The sequence below is a fragment of the Novipirellula galeiformis genome, from assembly GCF_007860095.1.
In the GTDB taxonomy this organism is placed as follows: domain Bacteria; phylum Planctomycetota; class Planctomycetia; order Pirellulales; family Pirellulaceae; genus Novipirellula; species Novipirellula galeiformis.
Map to the genome: position 1 here is coordinate 1 of NZ_SJPT01000022.1, position 21,103 is coordinate 21,103.

General features: G+C 56.0%; 12 protein-coding genes. 4 read left to right on the forward strand and 8 right to left on the reverse strand.

Annotated features, from left to right (window positions below; all coding sequences use genetic code 11):
* Positions 1–313: 313 nt before the first annotated feature.
* The gene (locus tag Pla52o_RS26375; protein ID WP_146597633.1) at positions 314–4,132 is read left to right on the forward strand and encodes a HEAT repeat domain-containing protein; all 3,819 of its coding nucleotides are present in this window, start codon (positions 314–316) and stop codon (positions 4,130–4,132) included.
* A gap of 255 nt (positions 4,133–4,387) precedes the next feature.
* On the opposite strand, the gene Pla52o_RS26380 is transcribed toward Pla52o_RS26375, so the two are convergent.
* The 6 genes from Pla52o_RS26380 to Pla52o_RS26405 all read right to left on the reverse strand — a co-directional run bounded on the left by Pla52o_RS26380 (position 4,388) and on the right by Pla52o_RS26405 (position 13,827).
* Entirely contained in the window at positions 4,388–5,707 is a 1,320-nt protein-coding gene (locus tag Pla52o_RS26380; protein ID WP_146597634.1) for an agmatine deiminase family protein, read from the reverse strand.
* Between the two features lie 164 nt (positions 5,708–5,871).
* Positions 5,872–8,691, reverse strand: coding sequence for a VWA domain-containing protein (locus Pla52o_RS26385; protein ID WP_231612682.1), 2,820 nt, complete (start codon positions 8,689–8,691; stop codon positions 5,872–5,874).
* Between the two features lie 97 nt (positions 8,692–8,788).
* Complete coding sequence (locus Pla52o_RS26390; RefSeq protein ID WP_146597635.1) at positions 8,789–9,304, reverse strand: RNA polymerase sigma factor; 516 nt, start codon at positions 9,302–9,304, stop codon at positions 8,789–8,791.
* Positions 9,305–9,450: 146 nt separating this feature from the next.
* Entirely contained in the window at positions 9,451–10,791 is a 1,341-nt protein-coding gene (locus tag Pla52o_RS26395) for an N-succinylarginine dihydrolase (RefSeq protein ID WP_146597636.1), read from the reverse strand.
* 148 nt (positions 10,792–10,939) lie between these two features.
* Positions 10,940–11,974: a ferrochelatase gene (locus Pla52o_RS26400; RefSeq protein ID WP_146597637.1), complete on the reverse strand. Its 1,035-nt coding sequence runs from the start codon at positions 11,972–11,974 to the stop codon at positions 10,940–10,942.
* 269 nt (positions 11,975–12,243) lie between these two features.
* Positions 12,244–13,827: a C25 family cysteine peptidase gene (locus tag Pla52o_RS26405; RefSeq protein ID WP_197169558.1), complete on the reverse strand. Its 1,584-nt coding sequence runs from the start codon at positions 13,825–13,827 to the stop codon at positions 12,244–12,246.
* A 193-nt stretch (positions 13,828–14,020) separates the two neighbouring features.
* Between Pla52o_RS26405 and pdxA the strand changes: the two genes are divergently transcribed.
* A complete protein-coding gene (gene pdxA, locus Pla52o_RS26410; RefSeq protein ID WP_146597639.1) occupies positions 14,021–14,980 on the forward strand; it encodes a 4-hydroxythreonine-4-phosphate dehydrogenase PdxA in 960 nt (319 codons plus the stop codon).
* Positions 14,981–15,235: 255 nt separating this feature from the next.
* Complete coding sequence (locus tag Pla52o_RS26415; RefSeq protein ID WP_231612683.1) at positions 15,236–16,909, forward strand: DUF6798 domain-containing protein; 1,674 nt, start codon at positions 15,236–15,238, stop codon at positions 16,907–16,909.
* Positions 16,910–17,039: 130 nt separating this feature from the next.
* Here Pla52o_RS26415 and Pla52o_RS26420 read toward each other — a convergent pair whose 3' ends face one another.
* Positions 17,040–18,269, reverse strand: coding sequence for a CynX/NimT family MFS transporter (locus Pla52o_RS26420; protein WP_197169559.1), 1,230 nt, complete (start codon positions 18,267–18,269; stop codon positions 17,040–17,042).
* 895 nt (positions 18,270–19,164) lie between these two features.
* On the opposite strand from Pla52o_RS26420, the gene Pla52o_RS26425 reads away from it, so the two are divergent.
* The gene (locus tag Pla52o_RS26425) at positions 19,165–20,478 is read left to right on the forward strand and encodes an outer membrane protein assembly factor BamB family protein (protein WP_231612684.1); all 1,314 of its coding nucleotides are present in this window, start codon (positions 19,165–19,167) and stop codon (positions 20,476–20,478) included.
* Between the two features lie 210 nt (positions 20,479–20,688).
* Here Pla52o_RS26425 and Pla52o_RS26430 read toward each other — a convergent pair whose 3' ends face one another.
* Positions 20,689–21,042 (reverse strand): helix-turn-helix domain-containing protein, encoded by a 354-nt coding sequence (locus Pla52o_RS26430; protein WP_231612685.1) that lies wholly within the window; start codon positions 21,040–21,042, stop codon positions 20,689–20,691.
* Positions 21,043–21,103: the final 61 nt, after the last annotated feature.

Here is a 21,103-nt window from a genome sequence, read left to right on the forward strand (position 1 = left end):
GTGAACGTGAGCGATCGCGATTTCGCCAGGATCGAAGACTTCGCAGCGTGACAAGCGCCCCATCTTGCACCTCGCCAGAGTTGAAGGAACCGTCCAATCTCCGCTAAGAGAATGGTTCCCCTGGCCCCGTCCAAAGTCAACCCCCGAAATGATGCTCTGTCCCTCAGGTGGGGATGGTCGACGCTCTCACCCCACATTTGGGAGGAGGCGAGCAGCCAATTCGCTCTTGCGTCAAAATCGCAACCCTCCTACCTTCAAAAACGAGCTTTACTGTTTGAACCGAATCGTTCCCCTCTCGAGATGACGAATTGCCATGGAAGGCTACTCCAAATCGTTCGAGCGATCCATTTTTTGGATTGCAACACCCCTGTTTGTCGCGCTAATTAGCTGCTGCGGTTCGGCGCTTTCTGCGGCGGAGGCTCAATGGATTTGGGCTCACAACACGTCGTTTGAAAGCCCTGTCCCGGTGGGTGAAGTTTGCTTGTTCCGCAAGCCGCTCAATTTGAAAGTTCCTGCCGAGGGGCATATCGAGATTGCGGCGGATGACGAATACGAACTGTTCGTCAATGGCCGAAAAATTGGCCAGGGGCAATCGGCTCGCCAAATTGACCAATACGATATCACCGATCACTTAGAGGTGGGGCGCAACGTGGTCGCCATCCGCGTCGCCAACACTCAGGGCGATAAAGCGGCCATGGCCGCTCGCGTTTCCATTCTGCCCGACGGCAGCGAGAAATGGTACACCTTCAGCAGCGATTCCTCATGGCGAACGAGCACCGAGGAAGTTGCGACCTGGGAAACCATTCTGCACAACGATCGCCTTTGGGGCGAAGCGTCTTCGTTCGGTGAACTGGGCGATACGGTGCCATGGGACCAAGGCGAGCATGTCGAGGTCGCCGCCGAGACCGATCAGCGCGAACGCTTCCAAATCCAACGAGGTTTCGGGGTGCAACGCGTCCTTGATGACGCGCAGGTTGGCTCCGTCATCGCGATGACATTTAACGAGTTTGGGCACATTATTGTGTCGCAAGAAAACGGGCCACTGTTGCTCGTGTTCGATCGCGACGAAGATGGCGTTCCCGAACATGTGCGAACCTATTGTGACCAGGTCAAATCGTGCCAAGGGATCTTGGCACTCAACGGCGAAGTGTTTGTAACCGGCGATGGGCCTGAAGGTCACGCCTTGTATCGCTTGTCCGACGCCGATCGCAACGGTTCGCTAGAACAAGTGCGTGCGATCGTCAAATTCAAAGGCCCTGTGGGCGAACACGGGGCGCATGGCTTGCAACTTGGCCCCGATGGAATGATTTACGTCACCTTGGGAAGCCACACTCATGCCTTGGGCAAAACCGGCCCAGGAGAAACCTACAGCGATTCTTACGAAGGCGATATTCTACCTCGCTATGAAGACCCCAGCGGTCATGCCGTCGGGGTCAAGGCTCCTGGGGGCACGATCATTCGCACCAATATCGAAGGATCGATTGTCGAACGTATCGCCGGAGGCACTCGCAACATCTACGACTTGGCTTTCAATTCTGCGGGCGGCATCTTCGTTCACGATTCGGACATGGAAGCAGACATTGGGACGGCTTGGTACCGCCCGACCGCTGTGTTTGATATCACCGAGGGAGCTGAACTCGGGTGGCGAACCGGATGGGCAAAGTGGCCTGAGCACTTTGTTGATCGTTTGCCAAACATGTTGGATACCGGGCGTGGCAGCCCCACGGGAGCGATCTTTTACGAACATTACATGTATCCGGTCCGTTACCAAGACACCCTGTTTCTAGCGGATTGGTCGGAAGGCCGGATTTTGAATGTCCGATTGAAAAAACAAGGTTCGGGTTATATCGCTGACAGCGAGGTCTTCCTCAAAGGCCAACCGCTAAATGTGACCGATTTGGACGTTGGCCCTGATGGCGGATTGTATTTCAGCACGGGGGGACGCGGCACTTCGGGTGGCGTCTATCGTGTCGTTTACAAAGGCGAGATTCCTGACCGCATGAAAAACTTGGGAACTGGAATTGCCGCCGCCGTGCGCCAGCCCCAGATGGGATCCGCATGGGCGCGTCAAGCGGTCGCGTCGATCAAGCGTGAACTCGGCAGCGAGTGGGGGCAATTGGTTGCGGGAGTCGCCTATAGTGATGACAACCCACCTCACTATCGAGTGCGTGCCCTTGATTTGATGGAATTATTCGGTCCAGTGCCGAACGAAGAATTGATCATGGAACTGAGTCGTTCCCCGAACGAAGCCGTGCGTGCCCGGGCCGTCGCAGTGATGGGCGTGCACCCCGACAAGAAAACCGGACCGCGACTTAGCGAAATGCTCAATGATCCCGACCCCAAGGTTCAACGTGCGGTATGTGAAGCGATGCTTCGCAGCGGAAAATTGCCAGAGACGGTCGACGGGATATTCGAACTGCTGGCGTCCAATGATCGTACATTAGCCTTCACCGCGCGACGGGTGCTCGAACGAATGCATCTCGATTTGTGGAGTGCCGAAGTGCTCAACAGCGACGACACTCGGATCTCGGTGCTGGGCATGTTGGCATTGATCAACGCAGATCCCACCGAAGCGAATGCGATCAAAGTTCTCGCTCGTATTAGCGAAATGATGACTGGATTTTTGAGTGATGCTGATTTCGCCGACGCGTTGCGTGTGGCCGAAGTCGCGCTGCATCGTGGCAAGGTGGCCCCCGAAAAGGTAACTGCGTTTCGCGACCAAATCGCCGAAGAATTTCCAGCGGGTGACAATCGAATGAATCATGCGTTGATTCGACTTGCCACGTATCTTGGTGCCGACCAGGTTGCCGATCGAGCACTCGCTTTTATCGAATCCGATGCCCCGAGCGAAGACCGTTCGTTAGTGGCGATGTGCTTGCAATACCTGTCAAAAGATTGGGATGCCGAGCAACGCTTCCGCATTTTGAAGTATTACGAGAACGCCGCGGGGGAAGCGACCGCCGGATCGTTGTCAATGTACTTGTCCAACGTGACTCGAGACTTTGCTCAATCGTTGTCCGATGAGGATATCGTGGCGATTTTGGAACAAGGTAATGTGTGGCGGAACGCGGCGCTCGCAGCGATCTTCCAGTTGCCGCGACCGATCGACAAGAAGACCGCGAATACATTGATCGAACTCGATCGCAAACTTGTCGCTGAACCGAAGCACGGAGATGTTGAACGACGTTTACGAACCGGCATCACTGCGATGTTGGCAACATGCAAAGACGAAAGTGCCGGTGATTATTTACGCTCGGTTTGGCGAAGCGAACCGGATCGACGTGGCGTCATAGCCATGGCATTGGCACAAGATCCCGAGGGAGAAAATTGGGACTACCTGGTTCGTAGTTTGAACATTCTCGACGAGCAAACCTCCGGAGAAGTGCTCAAGGCACTCAAGTCGGTAGCCATTGCGACGGATGACCCAATGGCAATTCGTCAATTGATTTTGTTGGGCGTTCGGGCGCAAGAGAACAGCGGCTCCTTCGAAAATGTCGAGCAATTGCTTGAGCATTGGACCGGCATGCAGCGTCCCGAGGGAGCCAAGTTGTCGATGGCACCTTGGCAAAAATGGTTTGCAAAAACCTATCCTGATCGCCCCGAAGCCGTGCTGCCTAACGCCGACGAATCTCGTTGGGACTTAGACGAACTGATCACCTACTTAGAAAGTGACTCCGGTCGCGTAGGAGATTCGACACATGGTCGCTCGGTTTTCATGAAAGGCCGTTGTGATCAATGTCACCGCCAAGGCCAGACGGGCCAAGCGATCGGTCCCGATTTAACTTCGGTGGCTCGACGCTTCAGCAAGCGAGAAATTCTCGAATCGATTCTCTACCCCGCCCACATCGTCAGCGATCAATATGCCAGCAAGAAGGTGTTGACCTTGGATGGCAAGGTGTTGGTCGGAATGGTGTCGACGCAAAGCGATGGAACGGTGTTGGTGCGAGACAGTAACAATCGCATTTCCCGGGTGGAAGAGTCCGAAGTCGATCAGATTCTTCCCAGCACGAGCAGCATCATGCCGAGTGGGTTGCTCGACGATCTTAGCTTGAGAGAAATTGCTGACATGATGAGCTACATGGGAGTCATTCCCGAACTCGAAGTCGCCAGCAAAGACGACAATCTCCGCTAGAGCATTTTGAGAAATCATGTCGGCTCCCCAAAGGTACCTACGTTCGCCAGAACGTGGCCCACCCTCTAACGACGGTAGCTACATCAATGATAAAAATGCTCTAACGCTGCTTTGCCAATGGTTTCTCCGGTAGCGAAACTTGCTAAGGGTTTCGCTACGGGTGCTCCATCGCCGACGGCCACTTCGCCAATCGCGATGTGCGAATCTGAAACCGAGGCGGCGGTAAACGATCATCGTTAAACCACACGCATTGCCTTATTGCGGCTCGATTGCGTTGAACCGACGACGATAGTCTTCCGCCTTGGCGAAGTCGATCACTTTATCGGGAAGCGGTGCGAAGGCGGGCAAATTCATCGACAAACAATGCAATTCGCCCTGCATTTCCTTCAAACCAGTCATGTCAACCGTCTTGATCGCATGGTTGGGAAGCAGACGTCCATAGATCTCCATCGCTCTAGCGACCAACTCCGCTGGGTCGCTGTCAAAGATGGGAATCAAGACCAGATTGTTTGCCAAGATGACGTTGGTGTAGGCGCTCCACGAAGTGCCTTGCCGTGGTGGAATGTCAATGCGAATGACCTGCATGGGGTTTCCGTCGACCACAACGCGTTGCAGTCGAGCGGCGTTGCGATCCAAAATCGCAGCGTTCACGGGATCCGATCGCGGATCGACTCGAGCCACCACCACTTGATCGGCACGCAGGAAGGTGGCGAACATGTCGACATGCCCGGTCTCTTCGTGTTGTAATGGTTCCAGCACGACAAGTTCGGCCAAGTTGCAGTGTTGCGTGAACGCTTCGATGACCATTTTGTGACGTTCGACTTCGGGCTCCAAACCCGGCCAAGGCTTGGGGAACGAGATGCGATTGTCTTCGAAGATGCGATGGGTTGTTAACGCCAAACGGCGTCCATTGCTAAGCAGATTACCACCTTGCATTGTCCATGGGACCGAGACCAATTTTGCTCCTGTACGTTTGGCCCAAACGATCGGTAACGCATCGTCCTTGGGACGTGTGCCTTCGTAGAAAAAGTCGATGACATCGGTGCCACGTTGGCTTTCGGCTAGCAAGGGGCCAAAGTCACGCATCCAAATGGTGTCGAGATCGATCTCGCAAAAGTAAACGTGATGGGTGGGCACGCGTCCACGCGCGATCCAATCCACGGCGTCGACGAGTTGCTGCGGGTTATTGCAAAGGATCAAAAGGGGGATGTGCCCAGCCGTCTTTTGCACAATCTGTTGAAGTATCACCGCATCGTGCGCTTGCCAATCGCTGACGCTGAACATGAGTGCTCGCTGCGACTCGAACTCCCCAGGCAATCTCGGGTACGGACGATTTAAGTTGGCTTTCCCCGCCTCGACGGCAAGCCGTTCGATCAGGGCAGGGTCCGGTGCACGCGTTTGGCCATGATCGGGACGGAGCGTAACCGCAGCGTCGTTCGACCATGTGGGTAGCCCGCGAACAAAACTCGGCGAGGCATACGTTTGCGCAAACCCGGTCGTAGCGGTGACTGCGAAACCGATGGCAAACCCAAGTTGTAATGAAAAACGCGAGCGGAGAAAAAATGCTGTGACCATCGATCTCAATGCCACTCATTAATATTGCCCCCACGGAGAGTGGGGGCCAATGATGGGAATTGTAGTTCCTGATTTCATCACAGGTATCAGGCCACGATCAAGAATCACGGAAATGTTGGCAAGAAACACGGGGGAGGGCTAGCGTTAATCGGTTTCCCCCGACCTCATTCTTGGCCCATCAAGTCGCTAGCATTTTGGGCCAACTCGATGAACTCGGCTCGCAACTCAAACGCGTCCTCGCCTTTGCTTTGCTCGGCGACGCGGATCACGTCACTGAGCGTCCAATTGCCTTTGTACTCGCTACGGCGAAGTTGCATCCCGAAACCCGCCACAGCGGCGGCAAAACGAGTGTCTTGGTCCGCTTCGGCAAAGTCGCTGCCATCATCCGAAACCGGGAACTCGACCAACGTGCTGGTATCGCCGTCGGGTTGTTTGTAGCGGAGTTTTAGCGTCATCATCTCGTCGCTCTCGGCGGCGTCAGTCGGTGCGGGCTTTGCCTGGTACTTCAGCTCGTCGACCTTCGGTTTCGCTGCATCGGCTGCGGATCCCGCCGGAACGATTTCATAGAGCGCCGTCACACTGTGCCCCGCACCGATTTCACCAGCATCTTTCTGGTCGTCATTGAAGTCTTCTTTGGCAAGGACGCGGTTCTCGTAACCGATCAATCGATAGGAATCGACCAACGTGGGATTGAATTCGATTTGCAATTTGACGTCTTTGGCGATGGTCACCAACGTGCTGTTGGCTTGTTCGACCAACACCTTGCGAGCTTCGCTTTCGGTATCGATGAAGGCATAGTTGCCGTTGCCTCGGCCACTGATTTGCTCCAGCATCGAATCGTTATGGTTGCCCATTCCGAAACCGAGCACTGACAGAAAGACGTTCCCCCGTGCTTCCTTTTCCACCATGCGAACCAAGGCATCGGTGCCGGTGGTGCCAACATTGAAGTCACCATCGGTGCATAAGATGACACGATTGACGCCGTCTTTGATGAAATGGTCGCGAGCGACTTGGTAGGCCAAGGCGATCCCGCTGCCGCCATCGGTGCTACCGCCAGCGGATAATTGCGTTAACGCTTTGCGGATCTTTTTGCCGTTCTTTACGATGGTCGAGTCGAGTACCAAGCCAGCCGATCCCGCATAAACCACGATCGCGACACGGTCGTTCTCGTTCAATTGTTTGAGCAACATCTTCATGCCGGTTTGCACCAATGGCAACTTGTTGGCTTGGTTCATCGAACCGCTGGTATCGAGCAAGAAAACCAAATTGCAGGGTGCGCGCTCGGACCGCTCGATCACTTTGCCCTTCAGTGCAATGCGAGCCAAACGATGCTCGCTATTCCATGGGCATTCGGTCACCACCGCGCGAGCGGCGAAAGGATGTTCGTCATCGGCCGCTGGCGGTGCGTAGTGGTAATCAAAGTAGTTGACCATCTCTTCGATCCGAACCGCATCGGGACGTGGCAACTGATTCGCTCGCACAAGAAAGTCACGAACCTTGCTATAGCTCGCCGTATCGACATCGACCGAGAACGTGCTCAGAGGATGCTCCGAAACGCGCCGGAACGGATTGTCTTCGATAAAGTCAAATTGGTCGCCTGGGGTTCCCGGTCCCGCCCCTTCGGGACGAGTGACTTCTTCGTCAAGCGTGTTGCTCGCTGGAGGTCGTCCAAGATTTTTCGAATCGTGCGAGCGAGTTGGGGTTACCTTTGTGCCGAGGCCGTCATGATGTTGAAGGACGCGAGCACCTCGGGCTGGCAAATCCATTGCAAAGCCTTCCATCGCGGGCGGTGCCGTCGCCGGAACCGCTTCACTTGGCTCGGCGAGAATGCGTTCCGCGGTTGGCTTACTTCTGTCTTTCGACTTGTTTTTGCCTAAAGCCAATTCATGCGGCGGAGTGGGGGAACCGGCATCCCCGGCCGCAGCCTCATTGTCAATCGACATGGGGCTGACCGCCCCCAACGAGTGGACTTCGGACTTTTCGGCTTCAGTGATTTCGTTTGCGGATTCGTCTTGGGCAGATCGGTTTTGCAGCATTGCCTTGCGGGACATCGAGGAATTCGCCGAGAAACTCAATGGTTGCCCCGCCTCCCTCTGCGTTTCAGGAGCTGGACCAGCGTCCAGGGCCATGGCGGCTGGTGACGGTGGAGCCCCCTTTGCCTGCCGGGCCCCTTTTGCCTGCGGAGCCGACGGCTCGACCGAATCGCTCATCACGCTCGCGGCGCTCTCCTGACCCGCACCACCTACGCCGCCGCTGTCTTGACCGGACGCAGGATCATGAGGCGAGGAAACCGGGGCCGAGGAAACGCTCAACTGATCCATCGAGTTATCCAGCGAGGCTCGATGCCGTTTTCTTGCCGCAACCTCGCCCCGTTCGGAGGCCTGAGGTGCAGTCACCGAAGAACGCAATCCGCTGGGACTCCGCGGGGACGCATCTTGTTTGGCGTCTCTGTCGGCGTCCATCGCCATCATCGGAGACGCCGCAGGAGACATCGCGTCGTCGGCTTCGAGAAGCTCATTGCCCGTCTGCGCCATCTCAGCCGACTTTTCCTTGACCAACGCCTCGTTTTCCTTCTCACGAGCAGTTTCGTTCAGCGCGACCTGGCGTGACAGGTTGGCGGGGATCGCGATCGCACACAGGATCAAGACGATCGCGGCGGTGACTCCCCACTCCACAGCGTTGAGTTGGTACCAAGCGCGTTTCGGACGGAGCGTCACCCAATCAGTTTGCGTGGCCTCCACTCCCATCGACGCCTGTGTTTCACCCGCGATGATGGCTTGACGACGCGTCGCATCCAACGGAGGTATCGTCTCCGCCGCGAACAAAGCATCCAGTTTTTCGGTCACGCCACGAGCTTCCTCGACCGCAGCAACCAACTCGGGGTTGTTTCTTAATTCTAATTCAAACGCTTCACGGTCATGGGGTGGTAATTCGTCCAGCGCGTAGGCGGTGATCCGTGGGTCATTCCAGATGGATTCAGACATATCAGGACTCAAGTAGAGTGGTGTATTGTTTTAAGCAGTCTCAGGCAAAAAGGGGCCAGCAACGCAAACTCGCTGGCTCCGTTTTTGCAATGCGACGTTAGCTAACCGCCAGCGAATTGCGTAGATTGCGAACCGCTTCGTGAAGGTGAAAGCCCACGTTGCTAACGGTCAGTCCCGTGACCTCGGCAATCTCGCGATAACTCAGCCCGGCATGCATGCGAAGCCGCAAGACCTCTTGCTGGCGAGGCGATAATTGGTTGACCATTTCCGACAACTGATTTTTCGTTTCCTCTTCGCTGGCAACCTCCGACACATCCGGCGCCGGATCGGCTAGCGAGACTTTGGACGCATCGATGGGCGTCGAGTGTTTCGTTCTTTGCATGTCAATGACTCGGCTTCGACAGACGGAAAACAGCCAAGCTGCGATGCGAGATTCGATTTTGCTTCGATCCTCGCGGCACAACCGCAGAAACGTTTCCTGCACCGCGTCCTGAGCCTCCTGCCAATCGCCACCGAGCATCCGCGATGCATACGCCAACAGCGGTCGCTCGTAACGATCCACCAACAGACTGAGGGCTTCGGCGGGCCACTGGGGTGATGAGTGATCCGACATAATGTTGGGATGAGAGATAGGTAAAAGACGACGGTTTCATCACAGACAACGAAACCGGCAAAGGAATGTTAGGGAAGAATTAGAAAATAACTTCAACCACGCCGCGGGTTTACCGCAAATCGGCGTGGAACGTTACGGGGGGGAGGCTACTGTGCCGAAGCGCGTAACTCCTCGCTCAGGAACAGCTTGCCGATCTCCGCTTGAGCGTTTTTTGCCTGCGTGACCACGTCGCGGTGGGCCAGTTCGGATAGCGAAACTTGAGTCGGATAAAACCGTTGGATCGTCTCGCGAAGCCGTTCGTCCAACTCCGGGGTCCAACGAAAACGTGCATTCGTTTGCTGAAGTTGTTGCTCGGTCATTGGGATCCGCAATCTCAGACACGCCGGACCACCACCGCCCGACATGCTTTGGCTAAGATCCACAAATTGCACTTCACTAAAGAGACCCGATTCCGCAATCCAGGATTGGATCAATGCATTGGCCGCTTCGTGTTGTTGGACTTGCGTGGGACAAATCAAAACCGGTTTCGCCTCGCTCGTCCCGACGCACTGTCGAGGAGTGACAATTTGACTGTTGAACAAATAGGTGCTCACCGCGTCGGCGAGCGACAATTCCGATTCGCTCACCACGATGCGGCGAAGGGGAGTGCCAAAGATTTCTTGGTACCGGTCCTCCATCGCAGCGATCACGCCAGCGGGATCATCAAAGGCCGCGTCATGATGGATTAGCAAATCGTGGTGACTCGCCGCGACGACATCGTTGTGAAACGCTCCGGCGTCGATCGCATTGACGTTCTGCTTCACAAAGAAAGTCCGATCGGGATCGAGACCTTGGCCGCGCGCGATCGCTTGGCAAGCGCACAGCGTTTGACGTGGCCAAAAGTGTTTCGGAGCCGGTTCCCCATCACCGTAGACAAACAAATGGAGCCCCGCTTGGTTTTCGCCATTCCCGAATCGCATCTGGTTCGCGGCGCCTTCATCGCGCATTGCAGTACCGCCCGGCAGCGGAGGCAGCAGGGTCGCATGGGGGAACGCATTGCGTAGTTCTAGTAGCGTGGCAGGCGGCTCAATCGCACGATGCAAACTTGCCGTAAGATTCGCAACCGTCATCGCTGGAGTTCCAAAGCGATTGTCAACGCCGGCGGACACCGTCGCCGCATTGGCGGTCCACATCGCCGAACAACTCATCGCAGCCGAAAACGTCGCAGGGGATTCCTCACCGACGTGCTCCAACGCGGAATCATCCTCGACCTGGAAACCGACTTGTTTAAGAAACGTGATGTCCGGACGCGATTGTGGCGGCAAGATGAATTGCGGCACACCATAGCTTGCCACCATGCGCATCTTGTCGAGCCCCTCGATCGCCGCAGCGGCCGGATTGGAAATATTTCCCGCGTGCGATAACGATGCAACGTTGCCTACGCCGAGACCTCCGAAATGGTGCGTGGGGCCGACGAGTCGATCGAGTTGTGCTTCAATGAGCTCCACGGAAAACTCCTAAGCAGCCTGAATAGGGTTGTACGAGTGGTATCGAGCGAAAGGTATCGAACGAGTAACGTCGAGCAAGTAATATCGAGCGGTGGATAGAAGTAGGACTCGCCCGGGGTCGCGTCATCGTTCCACTTTCACGCCATCCCTACTGGGGTCGCCCTCGCGACGGAGTATAGAGACAGCAATCGGTGGGACAAATATCGTGCCACGGACCGAGTTCTCCCACTGCGCGACGCGCGACATCCTGACCGATCCGCTCTTGCACCAGTTCACGAATCATCGTCACGAATTTCGGGGATACCCCTGCGGTAGCCGCCCGCGCCATTTTGATGCCACGCGACTGACACAACTCAGCCGCTTCCTCGTCCAAATCGAACAAGACTTCCATGTGATCGCTGACGAAACCGATCGGCATCACGATCGTCGAACCGAGGGGAGAGGCATCGTCCATTTCTGCAATCGCATCACACACGTCGGGCTCTAACCATGGTTGTTGCGGCGGGCCGCTGCGGCTTTGATACACCAGCCGCCAATGATCGGCGCCAGCCATATCGGCGACCAAACGACACGCCTCGTTCAATTGCCGCTCGTAATCGCAATGATCCGACATCGAAAATGGAATACTATGCGCAGTAAATAGCACCTGAGTCGAAACGAGATCGGCGTCGATCGACTTGGCGGCACCGCGTAAATTGTCGGCCAGCGTTTCGATGAACAACGGATGGTTGAACCCCATACGTACTTTTTCAACCGCCGGAGCGTCTTCGCCCACCGCCTGCTGAGCCGCCGCGATGTTTTCACGATATTGGCGGCAACCGCTATAGGAGCTGAACATGCTGGTGAAAAAGGCGATCGCCCGTTTGCAACCATCATCACGCATTTGACGAAGCGTTTCATCAAAATAAGGGGTCCAATTGCGATTGCCCCAATAGACCGGCAATTCGATCCCGTTGGCTGCAAAATCTTGCTTGATCGCCGAGAGCAATTGGCGGTTTTGCTCGTTGATGGGGCTGACGCCGCCAAAATGTTGGTAGTGCTCGACGACTTCCATCATCCGCTCGCGTGGCACGTTTTTGCCCCGCAAAACGTTCTCTAAAAACGGAATGACGTCCTCAGGCCCTTCGGGACCACCGAAGGAAACGAGTAGGAACGAGTCGTAAGGAGTCGAAGTCTCAGACATGGATGGGTCAGCTTGGATGGGTCAGTGAATTTTCATCGTCTTGCGTGCGGCATCAATGACGATCGATCGCCCTGAACTTATGGGATGCGATCGAGTGTGTCGATAACGCAGGAAACCGTGTGTCGATAACACCGTAAAACCGAGACGCAGTAAAACCGAGACACCGTAGCAACCGGGCAAGACAACCACCGGGCAAGACCGCTGGCGGGGCAAGACATCAATGGAGTCAACGCGGCTTGGAAAACCACATCAGCGCCGAGCCTTCACGCTCAATGCTTGTGTTGGTGAATGATGGTGCGTCCCGCCGCGGTCGCCCATGTTTTCTCGCCCGCGATCAACGCGCGAATCGTCAACGGGCCACTGATCCCGAGGGGCAACACAAAAACGCTTTTATTGACTTGGTTTGCGGTGACCTGCTGAGTGACCGAGGCGATCGATGTTTCATTCGGGTCGTCATCGTCATGGAGCGATGATCCCAATGACGTCGCTGCGACCGGGGGCGAACCGAGCGGCCGATCCAACGTCATCGTGATTTCACCATCAATCGAACTGGTCGATTCGATCGTGATCGTTTCTCCAGCATGGTAGCCGGGCGCCACCTTCAAATCGATCGTTTGCGGCGGATGCAATCGCAGGGTAGGATCGCCCAGTAGATTATAGAGCCGGGTGTGTTCGCGACGCTCCTCGACCAAGTTGGTGCCTGCGGGGCTAATCATCGCAGCGAGTGAGTCGACCATCATGCGCGGGGTCGATCGGTCGGTCACCGCATCTCGCTGCATCTCCACGAGTGTACTCAGCCATGCGTCGCCGAGTCGTGTTTCCTTTTTGTGATACACCCCATCGATCAACCCGATCGCTGCGGTTGCATTGCCGTAAGGCATGGTCACGCGTGATCCGGCAATGACGGCCACCGGACCTCCGTCGGCCAACAACATCCGCTCGGCAAAACAAGACTCCGGTGCATCGATCGCTCCCGTGTAACATGCCAACAACAAAGCGATCGGCGACCCCGCGTGGGCGCAATTCAGTTGCCCCACGCTATCACGATCCAAGACTGGACGCCCTTCGGCACTGGCTGGCACTCGGTCCAACTGCGTGACTTGGCCATGGCCGGCGTAAACCCAAAACCGCGAGCCACGATTGTAATTTTCGATGACCGCTTCGGTGAACGATTTTGATTTTGGAAAGAAGCGATGGTTGGGACTCGCGTACGCCACCGTGGTACGAGTTTCCGCCGGCAAGACTCCCGTCACGATCGTTCGTGTCACCGTTTCAATCGCCGTATCGACCATGCCACCAAAGCCTCCGATGCCACCGACCAATTGGAGATCGCCTCGCCACAAGCCGAAATCGGAATTCTGCTCATAGCGAATGATACGATCGATCAGATTCTTCAATTCGGTTTTGTGATTGACGGGGAACCGTCCGACGACGGCATTGGGAATTCCATCCTGGTCAAAGTCGCCATAGGGCATGTCGCTCGAGAGCGTAGGGGTCGAACCATACTTCGCCGTCACGGTCGTGGGACTGTACGTGGTCGGGATTTCACGTGTTGGGTCACAGGTCGTGCCAATCGCGGGCGAGCCGCCGACCAGGACGACATAGCGAGTTTGGGGAGCCGCCGATCGTTGGATCGATTTCAACAACGAGCGGGCGTCGGGGTGGTTCTCAATCACCGCAACGGTCAAGCCGTCTTGTTCGCGATGGTCCACCCATGCTTGGAAACCATCACGATATTCACTTGGACAAACCGCCACGATATCGATGGCAACCGCAGCCTCGGTCCCGATCAACGCGGGCCCCACCCCGGCAAGCAAAACGGCAAGCGAGAAAAAGAAATTTCGACAGATCATACCGGTCATTCAATAAAGGGATCGAAATCAGCTAAGCTGCGTCTCTGGTCGTACCCGGTCTCTGGTCGCACCCGATATTGGGTCGCGCGGCTGCATTTTGCTTGGCGCGGCTACTTTTTGTGTGGCACGGCTCCATTGTAGGGTGCACCGCCTTACTGTATCTCAACGAATCCCCGTTTTTGACGCTAGATCAATGTCAGCTGCCTTATCGACGACGCGCCCCCGGATTGCCATCACGGTCGGCGATATTGCGGGAATTGGCCCCGAATTAGCCCTCAAATGTGCCGCATCGGCGGAGATCAACGCGATTTGCACCCCCATTCTGTACGGGCCCGAAGCGGTTTTAAAGCCCTTGGCAACGCGTTTCGATTTGCCCGTCCCACCGCTCGTGGATGTTCCGTTGGCCCACCCCGCATTGATTCAACCAGGCCATTTTAGTGCCGACACCGGCCGCGCCTCCTACGACGCCGTCTGCCAAGCCATCGACGCCACACGAGCACAGCAAACCGCGGCCATCGTGACCGGGCCCATCCAGAAGGAAGCCTGGCATGCCGCCGGAATCCAATTCCCCGGACACACCGAACTGCTTGCTTCGCAAACCGGCACTTCCGATTTTTCGATGATGTTGACGAGCGAGTCGATTTCATGTGTGCTGGCGACCATCCACGTGCCGCTCGCCGATGTTCCCCGACTGCTCTCGACCGACAATATTCTACGAGCGATCCGCTTGGGGGCCGATGCACTCAAGCGGCGGTTAAAGCGGACACCTCGCATCGCCGTGTGTGGTTTGAACCCACATGCGGGCGAAAACGGGATGTTTAGTCATGGCGAAGAATCCCAAACGATTCAACCGGCGATTGACCAAGCTCGTTTGGAAGGACACGACGTCATCGGTCCTTTGCCCCCCGACACCGCGTTCACGCCCGCGATGCGAAACAAGGTCGACGTCTACGTTTGTATGTATCACGATCAAGGCTTGATTCCGCTCAAAGCACTCGCGTTCGACGACGCCGTCAATGTCACCCTCGGATTGCCGATCGTGCGCACCAGCGTCGATCACGGCACGGCAATGGATTTGGCATGGCAGGGTATCGCCCACCACACCAGCATGATGTCCGCGATCCAAATGGCCGTCGATCTTTCGAGCCATTAAAGCCGTTTTCATTTTGATGTCGCTACCGTCGCGTTCGCGGTGGACCGCGTTCTGGCGAACGCAGCTACAGCTTGAATCCCACGTCATTTTTCAAATTGCTCTAAACCGCCCCATTGCGGATGAAACAGAACGTATCTCAAAAAGAACGTATCTCCAAAAGACGTTACCATTCCTGTCGCAATCCAATTTAGAATCAGCTCATTTTGCTAGGACGGCTCCGCACCGCAGTCCGCCCCCCCTTACTCGCATTTGTGAATGCAAAAATTAAAGGATACCGTTTCCGTGGAACGCGAAACCAAGTTGCCAATCGAGGAAGCCTCCGCCCCGGATCATCCGATCCCCAGCGGTGGATGGCGTTGGTTCGCGGTGTGGGAAGTGATGCTAGTCGTTGCGTTGTTCTTTATCTACGCAGGCGATGCTCCACCGATGGTCAATGAAGCCCACTATTTGGTGAAGGCCAAAAACGTTTGGCAACCGGATTGGTGTGCAAACGATTTATTCACCGCATCGGGCAAGGCCCACACGACGTTTTATTATGTGTTCGGTTGGCCCACGCTCTTCGTTTCGCTCCAGACCACCGCCTGGCTCGGTCGATTCGTCGGCTGGACCTTGATCGCGTTCGGGCTGTATCGCTTGACCACGTCGCTGATCGCAACACGGTTTGCCACGCTCGGTGTCGCGGTCGCCTGGATCGCCTCGATCGAGTATGGGAACTTAGCTGGCGAATGGATCATCGGGGGAATCGAAGCGAAAGTGCCGGCCTACGGCTTCGTTTTGCTCGCACTGGCTGAACTCGTCCACCGCCGCTTCAACCGAGTTTGGATTTTACTGGGGATCGCCTCGGCATTTCACGTTTTGACGGGCGGTTGGGCGGTGGTCGCCGCCGCCGTGACATGGTTGCTCTGCGAACGCCACCAACACGATCGAAAACCGTTTTTCACCCCCGCTTTGTTTGCCGGAGGCGCGATCGCATTGCTGGGCGTGGTCCCCGCGTTGTGGTTGACGATGGGAGGAACCCCCGAGGAATCGGTGCGTGCAGCACGGATCTACACCTATTTCCGCTTGCCGCACCATTTGTTGCCCGCGAATTTCCCATTCCATTGGTATCTCCGACACGGTGTGCTGCTGGCCACCGCGCTGCTGCTAGCCTGGATCACGCGACATCAGGGGCACCGCGAGCGATGGAACCGGGTTGGCGCGTTTACGACCGGTGCGATTGCCATCGCCTTCATCGGATTGATGCTCGGATTGCTCAAAGACTACGCGCCCGATCTGGCTGCGAAGCTGTTGCGATACTATTGGTTCCGACTCTCCGATGCAGTGGTCGCCTTGTGGTTTTCACTGCTGGCGATGCGTTGTTTGTGCCAACCGAAACCGGTCCCTCTATGGCGGACCCCAGGTTTGTGGGCGATCACCGTTTGCGCGGTGCTGGTTTCTTATAGCAGTTGGAAGCGAATCCAATTGGCCGTTCCCCCTTCGACCAGTAACGCCGTCTTAGGCTGGGACGTCGACGCCGATCCGGCGGTCCAACAACAAGTCTTCAATGATTGGCAAAACGTTTGCCATTGGATCCGGTTGACGACCGCTTCGGATGCCATCTTTTTGACGCCACGCCACCAGCAATCATTCAAATGGTATGCCGAGCGGGCGGAGGTCGTGAACTGGAAAGATGTCCCTCAGGATTCCAAGAGTTTGCATGAATGGTATGCGCGTTTTCGTGAAATCTATCCGATTCGTCTGAGCACAATCCGCGTCACCATTCACTACCCCTCCTTGCTCAAATACCGGGAAAAGTATGGGGTGAATTACATCGTCGTCGATCGTCGTATCACCGGCGAACACTTGCCGATGGTGCGAGTCTATCCGCTCAGCGAGGACGAAAACGAAACTTATGCGGTCTACGAACTCCCCTACGCGTTGGCTCGATGACCACCTCAACAACTCGCTGCATCGCGGGATCCGATTGGACGGCCCGCGCCCTGCTTGCGTCTTAGCTCCGCCCTTTTGCCTCTGAGCTCTACGGTTGCATCGTCGCTTCACACGCTTAGCGTCGTGAGCATCAATGCAACGTTCCCGGTGTGCCCGCTTTTGCCCCCATCCACAGTTTGAAGACAACGATGACGAATAGAAAAAGAAGGGAATAGGTCCAACGTCCCGTCAAATCAAACAGACCGCCAAAGAGCGTGGGGCCGGTTGCCGCGAGAATGTAGCCGATCGACTGGGCCATCCCCGAAAGTTCCGTCGCAGATTCGGAGTCTTTCGCGCGAAGCACGATAAACAACAATGCCAATCCAAAGGAGCCTCCCGACACAAATCCAATCAGTGAAACCCACAATGCAATCCGTCCTCCCGGATCCATCAGCAAGCCGGCGAGCCCAATCGTCTCCACGACCGCCAAAAACCAGACGATGCCGCGCTGATCTGCTTTTCTTCCCGCCACAGTCGGAATGATCATTGATCCCACAATGCCCATCGCCTGGGACAGCGAAAGCATCCAACCTGAATACGTCGCATCATAGCCCCAGTTGATCAGGATGGCGGGCAACCACGCTAAAACAACGTAGAACGTGAGCGATTGAAGGCCCATAAAGAGCGCCACGTGCCACGCCAATTTTGAGCCGCCCAGATGATGCATGGCCTTGGTGAAGCTTCGATTCGGCTCCGATCGCGTTAAGCGACTTAACTGGGGCATCCAAACAACGAAGGCAACCACGGCGGGGATCGCCCAAATCCCAAGCGCTCCCCGCCACCCCAGTTGAAGCCCGTTGGCCAACGGCACGCTGATCCCCGCGGCAAGCGAAGCGCCCAATGCCATCGCACTTGAATAAAGACTAGTAATGACACCTGAGTTCGAGGCAAAGTTCCGCTTCGTCAAACTCGGCAGCAACACATTGCCAAACGCGATCGCGACCCCCACAAAAAGGGTTCCGAGATACAGGGCGGGAAGCCAAGCGATGGCGCGCATCGCAGCCCCTAACGCCAACAACGCCATCGCCCCGAGCAACGTGCCGCCGATACCGAAACGACGCGTAAACAACGGTGTCAACGTCGAGATCACCCCAAACGCAATCAACGGCAACGTGGTCAACAACCCTAATTGTGAATTGGACAGCCCGGTCGTTTGCCGAATGTCTTCGATCAACGGCCCAACACTTGCCAAGGCGGGGCGCAGGTTGACGGCAACCAGCAAGATTCCCGCGATCAACACGATGTTCGCCGATCGCGACGGCCCCTTCATTGAGTGGGGTGACGACGGCTCGGGCGTCGTGAAATGATCGATGCGTTCCATTTGCCCCGTACTTTCGATGTTGCACCTTCCCTGTCAAGTTGACGTTGCGAGTGTCGTGTGGTGATTTCCAGCGTTGCAGGCTTCTGCAAAGCAAACTTGATTCCTAGCCAAATGCATTGCGGATGTCATCCTCTCCGCAACTCGTGGGCTCGTTCCCAGCGACACTCCGAATCGGCACGTTTGCTTCCATTACTCTTATTGAAATGGGCCCCTTATTGAAATGGGCTCGTGTTTAAACGGGCTCATGTTTAAACGGGCTCGCGCATCGTTTGCTAGCGAGACCGAAGTCGATCGCATGGATGGGCCCCAGCAGATGCTTTCCATCGCTCGACCGCAAGGCGTAGTGCTCGGAAAGAGCATTCGCGTGATTTTGCACGGCACCGAAGCCCTCGACAATCACGCGAGCGACTCGGCCGTTTGCAGATCAGAATGCCATCAAAAAGTCCACGTTTCCCTCTGGGGACAGAGCACTTTTTCTGGGGAACCAGCTGAGGTGTGTTGACGCACCCCCAAACGAAATGCTCTGTCCCTACACGAGAATCCTTGAAGACCAGAATGCCATCAAATGTCCACGTTTCCCTCCGGGGACAGAGCACTTTTTCTGGGGAACCAGCTGAGGTGTGATGACGCCCCCCCAAACGAAATGCTCTGTCCCTACACGAGAATCCTTGAAGACCGGAATGCCATCAAATGTCCACGTTTCCCTTTGGGGACAGAGCTTGGGGACAGAGCACTTTTCCTGGGGGAACCTGCTGAGGTGTAACGACGCACCCCCAACGGAAATGCTCTGTCCCTACACGAGATCGCAGCACTGACATACATCTTGGCGGCAAGGTAAGTTGTAAATGACAGAGGACGCCAAACGGCCAAGATCGATTCATTCAGGACGATGACGATGAACCGCGTTTTATTGCTGACGCTGACTCCGTTGCTGCTGCTGAGCAGCGGCTGTGGTCGTAAAAACCCGGTCGAAGAAATCACCGCGGCCAGGTCGAATGTGAAAATCGTCGATGTCATCAGCGATAAATTGATGCTACCATGGCCGGCGTGGCGTGGTCCGCAGCACGATGGCGTCGTCCCCGATCAACCGTTGTTGACGCATTGGAGCGAAGAGCAAAACGTCGTCTGGCGTACCGAGGTCCCCGGTCGTGGACACAGTTCGCCGATCGTCGTGGCGAATACGGTCTATTTAGCGACCGCCATCCAAGACCCACAAAAGCAACAGGTACTTGCCTTTGATGGTGCGACGGGCAAGTCGAAGTGGACCACCGACGTTCACACCGGCGGCTTTCCGTCCGAACGAGCGGTGCACCACAAGGCAACGCATGCCAATGGCACCTTGGCGTGTGATGGCGTTCGGCTCTATACCGCGTTTTTAAATTCCGACGCCATCGTTGCCACTGCACTCGATTTGGATGGCAATGTGGTTTGGCAGCGAGAAATCGGCAAATTTGTCTCCAAGTTTGGCTACGCTCCGTCGCCGGTTCTGTACAAGTCGCTGGTAATTTTTGCCGCTGACAATATGGGTGGCGGGTATTTGGCGGCGGTCGATGGCGAAAGCGGCGAGATCGCTTGGCGAGTGGCTCGCGGCAACATCAGCAGCTACTCGAGTCCCACAGTTGCCAACGTGGGCGGCCGCGATCAATTATTAATCAGTGGCTGTGGTGCGGTGACAAGCTTTGATCCTGCCAGCGGTGAAAAACGGTGGAGCACCCCCTGCACCGCCGAAGCGACCTGCGGCACCGTCGTCACCTCCGCCGACCGAATCTTTGCCAGTGGTGGCTATCCCGAAAAAGAAACCACTTGTCTTTCCGCCAACGGAGAAAAAATCTGGTCCGTTCGCACCAAAGCTTACGAGCCCTCGCTGGTTTTGAACGACGATCGTCTGTTCGTCGTCAACGACGAAGGTGTGGCCTATTGCTGGGACGCGGATACGGGAGACGTCATTTGGCGAGAACGGTTAGGAGGCAACTTCAGTGCCTCGCCGATCGTTTGTAACGACGTGGTTTACGTTTCCAACTTGAGCGGCGAAACGTTTGTGTTTGAGAACGAAAAGGACACTTTCAAGTTGATTTCCACCAATCAGCTGGGCGATGACGCGTACGCCAGTCCCGCAGTGGCCGAAAGCCAGATGTTCTTGCGAGTGGGCGTCGATAGAGGCACTAAACGCCACGAACAATTGGTGTGTCTCGAATCTAAAGATCCTTAGTGGGACAGGCACCTTGGATGTCAGGTTTATCGTTTCTTCGCCTGAAAATCGCTCCTTCCCATGCTCTTGCCTGGGGACAAACGGCTTTCGAGACTCACGTCTCCTCTTTTCACGCTCGGCAGGCGGGAGCCTACGATTCATTGAGTTCCCAGGCAGGAGTCTGGGGACCCGCGGTTGAGCACCATGACTGACGTCAAGCCGATCCCACATTTATTGGTTCTCTAACGCTTTCATTTTTTGCTGCAGACTTTGACGGTGAATCCCCAACCGCCGCGCTGCTGCACTGACGTTATGCGATTCCGTTTCCAATGCACGCTGAATCGCCAGTCGCTCAAAATCTTCGACCAACTGAGTTATTGCTTCGGTTAGCGGCAAATCGAGATACGGCTCAAACGGAGCCTCGTCACTCGCTTCGCGTTTAAGGTTCAAACCGAGGTCACATCGCGTCACCCGATTCTCTTCGCATAGCGCCGCCGACGCATGCACCAATTGTTGCAGCTCACGCACATTCCCAGGCCATACATGTTGCAGCAATGCCGAAATCGCTTCGTCGGAGATCGTCACCTCGGGCGGTAGAAACAGCCTGTGGGGTCAGAGCACCTCCCCCCCCCTTTTCCGGGGGGGG